The sequence below is a fragment of the Microbispora sp. H10885 genome, assembly GCF_014161415.1.
Classification (GTDB): Bacteria; Actinomycetota; Actinomycetes; order Streptosporangiales; family Streptosporangiaceae; genus Microbispora; species Microbispora triticiradicis.
Map to the genome: position 1 here is coordinate 136,239 of NZ_JABBWY010000016.1, position 13,767 is coordinate 150,005.

General features: G+C 73.1%; 11 protein-coding genes. 7 read left to right on the forward strand and 4 right to left on the reverse strand.

The features are described 5' to 3' along the window. The first annotated feature begins 163 nt into the window (after positions 1-163). On the forward strand, positions 164-751 hold the full coding sequence (locus HHX37_RS33265; RefSeq protein ID WP_182883645.1) for a flavin reductase family protein: 588 nt from the start codon (positions 164-166) through the stop codon (positions 749-751). Between the two features lie 199 nt (positions 752-950). Here HHX37_RS33265 and HHX37_RS33270 read toward each other — a convergent pair whose 3' ends face one another. From HHX37_RS33270 to HHX37_RS33280, 3 genes are all read right to left on the reverse strand, one after another. Continuing rightward, positions 951-2,150, reverse strand: a complete 1,200-nt coding sequence (locus HHX37_RS33270) for an ABC transporter permease (protein ID WP_310740652.1) — start codon at positions 2,148-2,150, stop codon at positions 951-953. 13 nt (positions 2,151-2,163) lie between these two features. Further along, on the reverse strand, positions 2,164-4,899 hold the full coding sequence (locus tag HHX37_RS33275; RefSeq protein WP_220503346.1) for an alpha/beta fold hydrolase: 2,736 nt from the start codon (positions 4,897-4,899) through the stop codon (positions 2,164-2,166). A 103-nt stretch (positions 4,900-5,002) separates the two neighbouring features. Beyond that, positions 5,003-6,382: an alpha/beta hydrolase family protein gene (locus HHX37_RS33280; RefSeq protein ID WP_182887933.1), complete on the reverse strand. Its 1,380-nt coding sequence runs from the start codon at positions 6,380-6,382 to the stop codon at positions 5,003-5,005. A gap of 181 nt (positions 6,383-6,563) precedes the next feature. Between HHX37_RS33280 and HHX37_RS33285 the strand changes: the two genes are divergently transcribed. The 6 genes from HHX37_RS33285 to HHX37_RS33310 all read left to right on the forward strand — a co-directional run bounded on the left by HHX37_RS33285 (position 6,564) and on the right by HHX37_RS33310 (position 12,740). Beyond that, the gene (locus tag HHX37_RS33285) at positions 6,564-7,271 is read left to right on the forward strand and encodes a tryptophan 2,3-dioxygenase family protein (RefSeq protein ID WP_111701504.1); all 708 of its coding nucleotides are present in this window, start codon (positions 6,564-6,566) and stop codon (positions 7,269-7,271) included. Continuing rightward, positions 7,268-8,509 carry an aminotransferase class V-fold PLP-dependent enzyme gene (locus tag HHX37_RS33290; protein ID WP_220503347.1) on the forward strand — a complete coding sequence of 414 codons (1,242 nt, stop codon included), beginning with the start codon at positions 7,268-7,270 and terminating at the stop codon, positions 8,507-8,509. Before HHX37_RS33285 ends, HHX37_RS33290 begins: the two co-directional genes overlap by 4 nt. Next, positions 8,496-9,866, forward strand: coding sequence for a hypothetical protein (locus HHX37_RS38015; RefSeq protein WP_208799647.1), 1,371 nt, complete (start codon positions 8,496-8,498; stop codon positions 9,864-9,866). Before HHX37_RS33290 ends, HHX37_RS38015 begins: the two co-directional genes overlap by 14 nt. Then, the gene (locus HHX37_RS33300) at positions 9,863-11,470 is read left to right on the forward strand and encodes an FAD-dependent monooxygenase (protein WP_220499861.1); all 1,608 of its coding nucleotides are present in this window, start codon (positions 9,863-9,865) and stop codon (positions 11,468-11,470) included. Before HHX37_RS38015 ends, HHX37_RS33300 begins: the two co-directional genes overlap by 4 nt. Before the next feature lie 93 nt (positions 11,471-11,563). Then, complete coding sequence (locus tag HHX37_RS33305; RefSeq protein WP_111701505.1) at positions 11,564-11,962, forward strand: Rieske (2Fe-2S) protein; 399 nt, start codon at positions 11,564-11,566, stop codon at positions 11,960-11,962. Position 11,963: 1 nt separating this feature from the next. Then, the gene (locus tag HHX37_RS33310) at positions 11,964-12,740 is read left to right on the forward strand and encodes a cyclase family protein (RefSeq protein ID WP_111701506.1); all 777 of its coding nucleotides are present in this window, start codon (positions 11,964-11,966) and stop codon (positions 12,738-12,740) included. A gap of 43 nt (positions 12,741-12,783) precedes the next feature. Here the strand turns inward: HHX37_RS33310 and HHX37_RS38020 are convergent, their stop codons facing one another. Continuing rightward, the gene (locus tag HHX37_RS38020; RefSeq protein ID WP_182877295.1) at positions 12,784-13,740 is read right to left on the reverse strand and encodes a GNAT family N-acetyltransferase; all 957 of its coding nucleotides are present in this window, start codon (positions 13,738-13,740) and stop codon (positions 12,784-12,786) included. Positions 13,741-13,767: the final 27 nt, after the last annotated feature.

Genomic DNA, 13,767 nt, shown 5'->3' on the forward strand with positions numbered 1-13,767 from the left:
CTTGTGCCGCGCCGGATTGCCCGGCTGGCTCGCGAGCGGATGACGGCCTGATCGCGGGCGGATCGCGGGCGGGGTCTCGCGCCGGGGCCTGTGACCTGCGCGGAGGGCGTCTCCCGCCGGGCGGCGAGAGCTGGATGATAGGCAGGCCCGTTACGGTCGGAGGGTGATCATTCGACGGGATGACCCGAGGACGACACCCCTGCCGGACATCGCCCCGTCGGTCGACGGCGACACCTTCCGCGAGGCGATGGCGCAGATGGCGGCACCGCTGACGGTGCTCACGTGCTACGCGCCGGACGGCCGGATGTGCGGCCTGACCGTGAACGCCGTGTGCTCGGTCTCCCTGTCTCCGCCCATGCTGCTCGTCTGCCTGAACCGGGCCAACCTGAGCCATGACGCCGTCGTCGGCGCGCGGGAGCTGTGCCTGCACGTGCTCGAACCCGGCCAGCAGGATCTGGCCCTGCGGTTCGCCTCACCCGTCGACAGGTTCCGCGGCCTGGACGTCCACCCCGGCATGGCGCCGGAGCTGACCGACGTACGGCTGCGCGTGAGCTGTGAACCGGCCGGCGCGCTGGACGGCGGCGACCACACGATCCTGCTGGCCCGGGTCGTCCGCGTGGTCAGCCCGGACAGGCGCGACGGCGGCGGGCTCGTCTGGCACCGCCGGGGCGCCGCCCGCGTCTCGCCCCTGCGCCGCCTCAACGACAGCATCGGAGAAGGGTTCGGCGAAGGGCTCGGCGCCACCGCCTGACGCTCCGCCTGACCGTTCCCCCGTGCGTCCCCCAAGCGTCTCCCAGTCGTCCTTCTGACGCCCGCCTCTCAAGCCGTCCCGGAAGGCGCCCTCAAAGGCGCCTCAGACGCTGCCTGTGGCGCCGCCTCTTGCGCTTGCCTCTGGCGTCCGCTCCGCACGCCGCCCCGGGAGGCGGCTCTGACGCTGCCTCGCCTGGTGGTCAGGTCGTGATGTCCTTGCGGCTGAACCGGTAGGCGGCGAGCACGCCGAAGACCAGCGCGTACACCAGTGAGACCAGCAGGCCGTCGGCCATGCCGGTCACGTCGGCGTCGGTGGCGAAGAGACCGATCCACGCCCAGGCGTGATGGGTGGGCAGCAGGTCGCGGAAGGACCCCAGTGCGGTGATCTGGTCCAGGATCTGGGAGAGCACCGACGCCAGCGCGGCGCCGCCGACCGCTCCGAGCGGGGCGTCGATGGTCACCGACAGCCAGAGCGCGAGGGCCCCCACCCAGGCGAGCTGCACCACGGTGTAGCCCACCGCGACCGCCAGCATGACCACGCTGCGACCGAAGGGGACCGCGTCTCCGGCCGGGCTGGTCGCGTCGCCCGGGCCGTACCAGATCACGCCGGCGATCAGCGCCACCACGGGCAGCAGGCCGAGCGCGAGGAGGGAGAGCAGCGCTGCCGTCACGGCCTTCTGGCGCAGCAGCCGGAGCCGGGGCACGGGGATCGCCAGCAGGTATTTCAGGCTCGACCACGACGCCTCGCTCGCGACCGCGTCCCCGAAGAACAACGCGACCACGACCGGCAGCAGCAGCGAACCCGCCAGGTAGAGGGTGAAGACGACGAAGTTCGGGCCGCTCGTGACCGCGAGGTCGGCGTAGGTCACCGCGCTGCGCGCCGGGTCCTGCCCGCCGATCTCGAAGGCCGCGACCAGCACGAGCGGCAGCAGCGCGATCAGTGCGAAGACGAGCTGGGTGCGTCTGCGGCGCCACTGCCTGCGCAGCTCGACCAGGACGCGGAGGGTTCCCCGCGGCCGGTATCCCGCCGCCGCGCCGGTCCTGGCGTCCGCACCGCCCCCGACGTCCGCACCGGCCTCGCTGTCCGCGCCGGCCGAAGCACCGGCCGAAGCACCGGTGGAGACGCTGAAGGCGGCACCGAGGTCCCCGCCCGCGCTCCGGCCGGTGGTGTGGCCAGTGGTGTGGCCGATGCCCGGGCCCGGGCCGAGGTTCTGGCCCGCGCTCCGGCCCGTGTCGCGGTCGGAGTTCCGGCCGACGTCGCGGCCGGTGCGAGGGGCCGTGTTCTGGCCGGTCGTCGCCGCGTCTCCGTCGTACGGCGGCGCGTCGCGGACCGGGCCGCCCGCGTCCTGCGTGGTCACATCCTGGCGGGTGGTCGTCGCCTCACGTTCCGGAGCGGTCACCGGGTCACACTCCTCACGATTCCTCCTGGACGAGCCGCAGGAAGGCTTCCTCCAGCCGTTGCCGGGGCGCCACCCGGTCGACGGCCACGCCCGCGAGAACCAGACGCTGCACGGTCTCCCCTCGGGCGACGCCGTCGAGGTTGGCGTACACGGTGCCCTCCTCGACGCGTACGTCGGACACGCCGGGCACCGCGCGGAGCAGACCGGCGGCGACGTCGGGACGGTCCACGGCGAAGCCGGTCTCTCCCGAACCCGCCGTGATGGCGCCCACGGCGTCGTCGGCGATCACGCGGCCCCGGTGGATGACCACCACCCGGTTCGCGGTCTGCTCGACCTCCGCCAGCAGATGCGAGGAGACGACCACCGTACGGCCGGTCGCGGCGTACCGCCGGAGCACCCCGCGCAGGTGGTGGATCTGCGGAGGGTCGAGACCGTTGGTGGGCTCGTCGAGCACCAGCAGGTCCGGCAGCCCCAGCATGGCCTGCGCGATGGCCAGCCGCTGCCGCATGCCCTGGCTGTAGGTGCGCACCCTGCGCTCCACGGCGTCGCCCAGGCCGGCGATTTCCAGCGCCTCGTCCAGCCGGGCCTCGGCGGCCGGCCGACCGGTGGCCGCCCAGTAGAGGCGCAGGTTCTCGGCCCCCGACAGGTGCGGGAGGAAGCCGGCGCCCTCCACGAAGGCCCCGATCCGCGACAGCACCGGAGCGCCGGACGTGACCCGGTGCCCGAAGACCCGCACGGTGCCCGCCGTGGGCTTCACCAGCCCGAGCAGCATGCGCAGGGTCGTGGTCTTGCCCGCGCCGTTCGGCCCGAGCAGGCCGAGGACCTGGCCGCGCCCGACGCGGAAGGACAGTCCGTCCACCGCCTTCACCCCGCCGGGGTAGCTCTTCGTCAGCCCCTCGACGACCAGCGGGGTGCCGGCCAGCGCGGGATCGAAGTCGGGCTGCCGACGGCGCACGCCCGCGAGTACGCTCAGCAGCAGTCCCACACCGAGGACGGCGGCGATGCCGAGGAGTTTGCCGACCGGCCAGGCCGTCTCCATTGCCGTGCCCGGCACGACGGGCGCCCGCAGCGCGCCGATCACCGCCACCCGGTAGACCGCCGGGGCGGACGACGGGCGGTACGTCTGGTCCGTGGTCGCCACGGTCAGCTCCAGCTCGTGCCCGCTCACCGCGGAGTGGACGATGCCGGGCAGGCTCACGTTCACCTCGACGGGGGATCCGTCGGCGGGCAGCGACGGCAGCCGGACGGCCGCGACCCCGTTGCCGGGCAGTGTCCTGGTCCCGTCGGGGCCCTTGTCGTACAGCTTGACGAACAGCGCGCCGTCCCCCGGCGCGCCGACGGCGGAGACCCGCAGCCGTACGGTGGGCACGCCGGCCACCAGCAGCGGCGCCTTCAGCGCGGCGGTGGAGAACTTCGCCGACTGCCCGGGCAGGTCCATGCCGACCATCGAGGCGAGCCACGGCGTGCGCGACAGGTAGCCGTTCAGGCCGGGGATGCCGCTCACGGCGGCCGGCTGGCCTCCCGGCGGGTTGACGATCGTCTGCTCGCCGCCGATGAGCTGGGCGGACCAGCTTCCGGTCGCGCCGGAGAGCAGGCCGGGGTAGGCGCGGGCCCGCACGGTGCGCACCGCCGCCGATCCGTCCGGCCGGATCGAGCCCTGCACCTGGTATTCGAAGGGGCCGAAGGGATCGGTCCCCCGGCCGAGCAGCCGCAGGCGCAGCCAGTCCGCGATGCGCGCCCGGAGCGCGGCGTCGGGACGGTCGCCGTCGTGGCCGCCCGCGTACCACACCATCTGCACCGAGGTGCCCGCGCGGGCGATCTGGCGGGCGGTGGCGTCGGCGTGGTCGAGCCCGAAGAGCGTGTCCTGCTCACCCTGCACCAGCAGGGTCGGCGCGGTGATGCGGCCCACCACCGACGTGGGCGAGAGCCGGTGCAGCAGCCGCTCCAGCGCCGGGGTCGGCGTGCCCGTGGTGGCCAGTTCGGTGTAGGCGCGGCAGATCTCCGGCGTGAACCGGCCGCACTGGGGGGAGTCGCCGAACTGCCCGCCCTCGCCGCCCGGATCGCTGCCGAAGCCCATCGAGTACAGCCAGCCGGCCCACGAGCTCTTGAACACGCCGCCGGCGGCGAAGGCCGTCGCGGACGGCGTGGCCGCCACCGGGGCGCCGGCCGAGTTCGGCAGCAGCGCCTGCATCAGGTCGTTGTAGGTGATCACCGGGACGAGCGCGTCGATCCGGCGGTCGAGCCCGGCCAGCAGCAGGGACAGCGCTCCGCCGTACGACGCCCCGGAGACCGCCACCTTGGGGTCGCCGGGACCGTCCTTGAGCACGTCGGCCCTGCGGGCCAGCCGGTCGAGCAGCCGCCGCGCGTCGGCGACCTCCAGATCGGGGTCGTTCAGGCCGATCCGTCCGCCGCTGCGGCCGAAACCGCGCGCCGTGTAGGTCTGCACGACGAACCCGGCCTCGGCCAGTTCGTACGCCTCGGCGTCCACGCTGTGCTTGTCGCCGCCGAACCCGTGGGCCAGCAGGACCGCGGGCGCGGGGGTGCGCGTCGGCAGGTAGAGGCTGGTGTCCAGGCTCACCTGCCCGGACGCGCCGGGCCCGGCGGGAACCTCGACGAAGGCGCTCTCCACGCGCACTTCGGCGGGCCGCTGGGTGTGCAGGGTCAGGGCGGTCACGCCGAGCGCGGCGACGACGAGCGCGGCGACCCGGAATCGCGCCCGCTGCGGTTTCAGCCACCCGAGAAGTGCCACGGCTGCGACGCTAGACATACGGGTTATCACCTGGGTCTTAGGTCGTGCCCGACGGGTCGTGGACGGGGTATGCCAGATGTCCCCTGGTCGATGTCGCCACGGGTCATCCGAACAGCAGGCCCCAGTAGGCCGCCCAGGGCAGCAGCACCGCGCCGCCGCCGAGGAGCAGGCCCAGCCGTACGCGCTCCGCCCGGGTGATGTGCCGCCGGGCGCGCCACCATGCGGCCGCGACGAAGGCCATCGCGGCGACGGCGAGCAGGACGACCCCCCGGAGCGCCAGGTAGGGCACCACCACCCCGCCGACGGCGCCCGTACTCTGGGTGAGCAGGAGGGCGACGACGTAGCAGACGAGGCCGAGGGGGGCGAGCAGCCCGCAGACCGCCAGGAGACGGGCGGTCCGGCGCATGCCCGGATCCCGCTCCGGCCCCTGCTGCGCCCCCTCAGGCCCCCATGCCGCCACGGCCCGGCGCCGCCGCCTCCGCCCGACGAGCCCGGCGCCCAGGTAGGCGGAGAACAGCACCGCCATCAGCAGCAGCGCGCCGCCCTGCGCCCAGGCGGACTCGTACCAGGTGTGCGGCTCGACGGGCAGGCTGGTCCGTTCCTGCGAGGGCGGCGCGTCGGACCGCCCGGCCGCCTTCGGGCTCTTCAGCCACGCCGTCACCAGGTCGTAGAACTCGGGGACGATCCAGGTCGTGCCGCGGGCGAGCGGATGGGTGGCCGAGGAGACGACCCGCATCGTGTAGTCGTGGTTGCCGCCCTGCTCCAACGCGTTCCGGACGACCGCCATCGACTCGGCGGGCGGGACGGTGTGGTCGTCCGCCCCCCACACGGCGAACACCGGCTGACGCACCCGGGTCAGCGCGGGCGCGGGATCGAAGGCGGCCTCGGGAAACTGCCCGAGACCCTCGGCCAGCCGGACGCCGTTGAGCGCGAGCGGGCCGGACACGCCGTCGTGCCGCAGCAGGTTGTCGAGGTGCCAGGCCGTCTGCCGGGCCGGCTGCACGCCGCTGGCCGCCAGCAGCACCACGAAACCGACCTCCGGCGAGCGCGCGGCCACCAGCGGCGCCACCCAGCCTCCCTCGCTGATGCCCCACAGCCCCACCCGATCCGGGTCGACGTCCGGGCGGGCGCGCAGCAGCCGCACCGCGGCCAGCGCGTCGTCGGCGAGCTGGGAATAGGACCGCTGCGTCGCCGAATATCCGGCCGTCCGCTTTTCGTAGACGAACGTCACGACGCCCGCCTCGACGAAGGGCGCGACCATCTTGTGCAGTTCCTCGCGCGGCAGCCAGCCGGACACGGAGACGAGCACCAGGCCGGGACGCCGGTGGCCTGTCCCGGGAGGAGCGAAAACGGTGCCGTTCAATCGCGTTCCGTCGCTGGTGAACGTCACCTCCTCGGCTCCGGCCGGTCCCGGCGCGAGCGTGAGCGCGGCCGTCATCAGCAATACGCCGACAAGGCCCAGCAGTTTCCGGGCAGCAAACATGGATTCTCCCGTCCATTGTTTGTCGATTCGCCCTGCGGAAGAATTGACGGCCCGGCTGTGCCGGGTCTCCGATTCTCCGTACGCCCGCGCATAACCGGCAATTCACTGAGACCCGGATGATAGGACGTCCTCGTACCGTCGCCCCATGAATGTCGACGAGTGAGACATTGGGGTTCGCTACATGAAGGACTACTCCAAGCAGGTGCTCACCGGCGAGGGTGACACCGATTACGCGAGGTATATGCGGACCGATACCTTGCTGTCCTTGCAACGCGGCCCGGACGAGGTCGTGCACCGGGACGAGCTGCTCTTCCAGGTCGTGCACCAGACCACCGAACTGTGGCTGAAGCTCACCTGCGCCGACCTCGACGAGGCCGCCGAGCGCATCGGCGCGGAGGAGCTGGAGAGCGCCACGGGCCTGCTCGGCCGGGCGTCGCTGGGCATCGAGCTGGTGACCGGCCAGCTGGAGATGATGCGGCACCTGTCGCCGTGGGACTTCCAGCTGATCCGCACGGTGCTGGGGCACGGCTCGGGCGCGGACTCACCCGGCTGGCGGGCCATCCGGGGGTGCGGGCGCCGGCTCGAAGCGGCGTTCGCCGCCATGGTCCGGCGGCGCGGGCTCGACCTCGCCGAGCTGTACCGGAGCGGGCTCCACAGCCCCGAACACCGGCTGGCCGAGGCGCTCATCGAGTGGGACGAGCGCATCTCCCTGTGGCGCGTGCGGCACTACAAGATGGCGACGCGGGTGATCGGGCATCAGGTCGTGGGCACCCAGGGGACCCCCGTGGACGTCCTGGCCAGCCTGATCAACTACAAGTTCTTCCCGGAGCTGTGGCAGCTGCGCGACGAGCTCACCCGCACCGGCCCCATGGCAGAGACCGCGTTATGAGCGGCACGAGCAGCGCCGCGGCGGCGTTCCGGCGGCGCTTCCCGATGCTGGAACGCACCGTGCACCTGTCGAGTTGCAGCCTGGGCGCCCGCTCCACCGACCTCGACCACGCGCTGGGCCGGATGGCGGCGGACATGACCCTGGGGGCGGGCGCGTGGGAGCGGTTCTCGCGGCAGGTCGACCGGGCGCGCGCCCGGTTCGCCCGGCTCATCGGCGCCGACGCCGAGCGCGTGGCCGTGGTGCCCAACGCCTCCGTCGGGGCCTACCAGGTGGCCTCCACACTGGGCCGGCGGCGGGGACGGCACCGGATCGTGAGCAGCACAGCGGAATTCCCGTCGATCTCCCACGTGTGGCTCGCGCAGTGCCGCGACGGCACGGAGGTCGTCCACGCTCCCTGTGCCGGGAAACCCGTGGACGAGACCGCCGACGGGTACGGTGACGGGTACGGCGACGACGGTGCCGGCGACTGGGCCGGCGACTGTGTGGCCGACTACGCCGCGCTGATCGACGAGCGCACCCGGCTCGTGTCGGTACCGCTGGTGACCTACGCCGAGGGCCGCGTCATGCCGGTCGCCGAGATCGCGGCGATCGCGCACGCCGCCGGTGCCCCGGTGTTCGTGGACGCCTACCAGGCCGTGGGGGTCCGGCCCGTACGGGTGGACGAACTCGGCTGCGACTTCCTGGTGGCCGGCACCATGAAGTACCTGCTCGGCCTGCCCGGCCTGGCCTTCCTCTACGTACGCGCGCCGGGGTCACTCGGTCTCGATCCCGTGCTGACCGGGTGGTTCGGGCGCGTCGATCCCTTCGCCTTCGACGTAGGCCTGCTGGACTTCCCCGCCGCGGCCACCCGGTTCGAGACCGGGACGCCCGCGGTGCCGGCGGCCTACGCGGCCAACGCGGGGTTCGACCTCGTCGAGCCGCTCGACCTCGCCGAGGTGCGCGACCACGTGCTGGCCCTGACCGACCTGGCCGCAGGAAGCCTGCGCGAGCGGGGTGAACAGGTCGTGCTGCCGCCCCGGCGGACCCGCGGCGCGCACCTGTGCCTCTTCGACCCCGAGCCCGAGTCGCTGGCCCGGTTCCTCGCCGAACACGGCGTCAGCGTAAGCCCACGCGGCCGGTACGTCCGGATCTCGTGTCATTTCTACAACGACGCCGGCGACGTCGCGGCTCTGTGCGCGGCCGTCTCGGCGTACCGAAGCAAGCATGGATCGTGCGGTGGTGTCCGTGTCCACAGCTGAGCTGAGCTCCTGGCTGCGCAATCCCGACCTGATGAAGTTCCCCTACGCCGCGGTGGTACGCGAGTATCACCACGTCGGCAAGCACTTCGTGCCCCCGGAACTGCTCCGGATGCTGGCGGAGGCGCGGACGCTGCTGCCGTCCCTGCACGGGCCGTGGCCGCACGTCCACACGCTCGCCAGTTTCCTCGACACCGCCCTGGACAAACCCGACCAGCGCTACGACTACCCCACGTATCTGGCGCTGTCGCTGCTCCAGCTCCCCGGGCCGGACGACCCCCTGGAGCAGGCCCTCTTCGCGCGGCCGCGGTGCGACCGGCTGATCGCCCAGCTCGTGGCCGACGCGCTGGCCTTCGAGCTGGCCGCCCAGGACGGCCGTACGACGCTGCTGCCCCGCATGCGGCCGGACGCGGCCGTGGTCGGCAAGCGCTACCGGCACGGGCTGCGGGTGCTGCGGCCGGTGCTGGGCCGGATGGCGCTCGACTCGGGGCTGACCGAAGTGGGCCCCGCCGACCAGGCCCGCCAGGCGTGCGCGGCGGTCCGCGGCGACATGTCCTTCGCCGAGCGGCGGGCCATGAAGCTGAGCATCCTGCCCGTCGACACCATCCACGACGAGTACCTCTTCCTGCGCGTGCTCCAGGCGTTCGAGACCACCTTCGCGCTGCTGTCCACGCACCTGCGCGGCGCGATCGCGGCGCTGCGGCAGGGCGAGGTGGACCGGGCGGTGTACTTCCTCGACGGCTCCCGGACCGCGCTGGAGGAGTCGGGACCGCTGTTCTCGATGCTCGCCACCATGCAGGTCGAGGCGTTCCGCACCTTCCGCCAGTTCACCGAGGGCGCCAGCGCGATCCAGTCGCGCAACTACAAGCTGGTCGAGTCGCTGTGCAGCATGCCCGACCCGGGCCGGATCGACTCGCAGGCGTACTTCTCGGTGCCGGACGTGCGCATGCGGGTGCTGGCCGGTCAGGAGACCCTCGACGAGGCCTGCGCCGCGCTGCTCGGCACCGGCGTGCCCGAGCCGGACCGCGTACGGCTGGGCGCGGCGATGGAGTCCTTCGCGCGGACCCTCGCCCGCTGGCGCCAGACCCACTACCGGCTGGCCGTACGCATGCTGGGCGAGGCCTCCGGCACCGGATACACGCAGGGCACGCCCTACCTGGCGGCCGTCCGCGATCTGCCGGTGTTCCGCACCCTGCAGAACGGCGTGCCCGGCGGCGGCCTGCACCCGAACGGTGTGCACGCCAACGGCAACGGCAACGGGCTGCACGACAACGGCCTGCACGGCAACGGCGAGAACGGCCTGCACGCGGACGGCGAGGCCGTCCTGGAGGCCGACAAGGAGACGAGGAGGGCGCCGTGAGCGGAATCGAGGCACCGGTCGGCATCGTCGGCGCCGGGCCGGTGGGACTGGTCGCGGCGCTGCGGCTGGCCGACCACGGAGTGCCGTGCGTGCTGCTGGAGGCGAACCCGCACCTGGTCAAGCAGGGGTCCAAGGCGTGCCTGATCCAGGGCGACGTGCTGGAGGTGCTGGACAAGTTCGGCTGCGCGGACCCGATCGCCGAGGAAGGCGTGACCTGGGACGTCGCCCGGACCTATGTGCGCAACCGGGAGATCAGGGCGGCTCGGTATCCCCGCGGCCCCGGCTTCGGGCCGTTCGTCAACATCTCGCAGCACCGCATCGAGCAGATCCTGGTGCGGGCGGCGGAGACCGAGCCCCTCTGCGAGCTGCGGTGGGACCACGAGGTGACCGACGTGCGCCAGGACGAGGACGGGGTCACCGTCCGCGTGCGCACCGGCACGGGTGAGCGGGAGCTCGCCTTCTCCTACCTCGTCGCCTGCGACGGCGTGCGCAGCCGGCTCCGAGAGCTGATGGGCGTCCGGTGGACCGGCTACACCCACCGCGACCGGTTCCTGATCACCGACATCAAGGCCAAGCTGCCGCTGGCGCAGGAGCGCCACTTCCACTACGACCCGCACTTCAACCCCGGCCGGCAGCTCGTCATGCACCCGCAGCCGCACGACATCTGGCGCATCGACTGGCAGTTGCCGCCGGACGCCGACATCGACGCCGAGCGCGCCGACGGCCGGTTCGACCAGCGGGTCAGGGCGGTCATCGGCGACATTCCGTACGAGGTGGACTGGGTCAGCACCTACCGCTTCCACCAGCGGGTGGTCGAGCGGCTCCGGGTGGGCCGGGTGCTGTTCGCCGGCGACGCGGCGCACGCGCTGCCGCCGTACGGCTCGCGCGGCATGAACAGCGGCATCCAGGACGCCGACAACCTCGCCTGGAAGCTCGCGCTCGTCCTGTCCGGCCGCGGCGGCGAGGAACTGCTGGACAGCTACCACACCGAGCGGTACGCCGCCGCGCTGGAGAACCTGCGCGTGACCGAGGCGACCATCCGCTTCATGGTGCCGCCCAACCTGGTCAGGCGCTGGACCCGCGCGGCGCTGCTGCGCCTGTCGCGCATCCTCGGCCTCGCCCGCCGCCACGTCAACAGCGGCAAGATGGCCGAGCCCTACACCTACACCGACTCCCCCATCGTCGAGCGCGGACACCCGCTGCTGGGAGCGTTCGCGCCCGACGGCGAGGTCACCGTGGACGGCGTGCCGACCCGGCTGCGCCGGCTTCTCGGCGCGGGATTCACCGGCCTGGTCTTCGCACCCGGCGTGGCCGAGGCGCTCCCGGTCGTCGAGGCCGCGCGGGCGCGGCCGTGGGACCTCCCCGCCCGCCTCGTGATCGTGGTCCCCCCGGACGCCCCGGCGGCCGCGGCGCCCGCCGGGACCACCCTCGCCCGGGCCACCGGGCCGGCGCTGCCGGAGACGTACGGCGGGCTGGACCAGCCGGTGTGGTGGCTGGCCCGGCCCGACGGCCACTTGTCCGCCACCGGCGGGTCCGGCGAGCGGTTCGCGGCCGCACTGCGCGCCTCGGCGTCCGCCGGGGAGCTTTCGCTCGCGAAGGGCTGACCGCCCCCTCCTCTCACCTGTCCTCCCACCCGTCCTCCCGACCAGGTCCGATTCCTCCCCGCCGGAGGCGGGGTTCTTCCCCGGAGGTAACCGATGAGCCCTACCTACAGCCGACGCGCCGTACTCGCGGGGACGGGCGCGGCCGCCGCGGCCGCCGCGCTCTCCGGGTGCGAGGTCGCCCGTACGGCGGACGCGCCGCCGAGCGGCACCTCCCTCGGCCGGACCGGCGACGTGCCCGTCGGCGGCGGGCACGTGCTCTCCGACCTCGACGTCGTGGTGACGCAGCCGGAGGCCGGCACATTCAAGGCGTTCTCCGCGCTGTGCACCCACCGGGGCTGCCGGGTGGACGAGGTGTCGGACGGCGAGATCGTCTGCCCGTGCCACGTCAGCAGGTTCGCCATCACCGACGGATCGGTCACCTTCGGCCCGGCGGACCAGCCGCTGCCCGCCTTCAAGCTGAAGGTGTCCGGCGACGAGATCGTGGTGGCCTGACATGGGGCTGCTCACCGAGCTCGTCCACGCGATGCGCCGCGGCGTCGTCGAGGTCGTCGACCTGACCGCTCCTCTCTCCGAGCAGACGCCGATCATCAAGCTGCCGCCGGAGCGGGGCCAGCCGTGGCCGTTCTCCCGCGAGGTCATCAGCGACTACGACGCCGCCGGGCCCACCGTCTACTGGAACAACATCCGCCTGTCGGAGCACACCGGCACGCACTTCGACGCGCCCGTGCACTGGTTGTCGGGCAAGGGCACCCACGACGTGTCGGAGGTGCCGCCCGGGCGTCTCGTGGGGCCGGCCGTCGTGCTCGACTTCACCGCGGAGGCGGCGGGCGATCCCGACTTCCTGCTGCGCCGCGAGCACGTCGAGCGCTGGCAGGAGAGCCACGGCGAGCTTCCGGAGGGCGGCTGGCTGCTCTACCGCACCGGCTGGGACGCCCGCCGCGAGGACCCCGCGCGGTTCCTCAACGAGGGGCACACGCCCGGCGTCGCACCGGAGTGCGCGCGCTGGCTGGCCGAGCAGACCCCGGTCATCGGCATCGGCGTGGAGACCGTGGGCACCGACGCCGGCCTCGCGGGAGAGTTCGCGGACCGTCCGTACCCCTGTCACTGGTACTTCCACGGCGCGGGGAAGTACGGCCTGACGCAGTTGCGCAACCTCTCCCTGCTGCCGCCCACCGGCGCCGTGCTGATGGTGGGGCCGCTGCCCATCGTGGGCGGCTCGGGCAGCCCCACCAGGGCGCTCGCCCTGGTGGAGCATCAGGGACCGGCCTGACGGCGCTCCCGCAATGGACCGGGCGAGGGGGCCGGACGGGGATTCAGCCGATCCGCACCAGGCCGACGCCGGTGAGGAACGGCGCCCGGTACGGCCCCAGGTCCTGCTCCGGGTCGGTGGTGTCCTCGCCGGTCAGCACGTCCAGGCGCAGCGGGGTGTCGAAGGTGATTTCGCCGGCTCCCGCGTCGTCGGCGATGGCGTACGAGATCAGCAGCGACGGCTCGGTGAGCGTGTCCAGGCGGAGCACCCGGGTGGCCTCGTCGGGGTCGTCCATCGTGCCGAACAACCGCGCCGGGATCGGGGTGAAGCCCAGCCGGCTCTTGAAGCGGAACAGCCCCGGCTTGGCGATGTGGCCGTAGAGCGCGGGGTCGGTGCCCAGGGACACGCTCCGGTACCCCAGCTCGCGGGCCTTCGCGAACACCCGCATGTACATGGCGCGGACGATGCGGTGCTGCCGGCTGTCCTGGGTCGTCGTCACGAACCGGATCACCACGGTCGAGGCGTCGGCGCGCTTGCGGCACATGCAGCACCCCACGAGCGTGTCGTCCTCGAACGCCTGGACGGCGAAGTAGTCCTCGCGCATGCCGAGGATCTCCTCGCGCTCCATGCTCGCGTACGGCACGCCGTGCCGCATGCCGCCGATGTGCGGCTCGTACAGCTTGAGGAAGTCGTCGAAGACGAGGTCGTCCACCGGGTCGGCCACGTCCATCCGGACGTCGCGCCCGGCCGCGTAGCGCAACCCGAGACGCACGTTGCGCCGCTCCTGCACCGACAGCCGGCTCAGGAACTCCTCCTCCGACGCGGCGACCGGGGCCATCCACGTGATCCACGAGGGGTGGACGGCGAAACCCGCGGCGCGCAGCCGCGGCCACGACTCCGGGGGCGGGTCCACGACCCGGACCAGGTCCAGCTCGCCCCGGTGGCGCTCCCAGTCACCGTTCTCGGCTTCGCCGACGTCGACCAGCCCAATCGTCAGGCCGTTCACCGTCTCGATCTTCACTGTCTCCTCCTGGGCCGGTCGTGACCG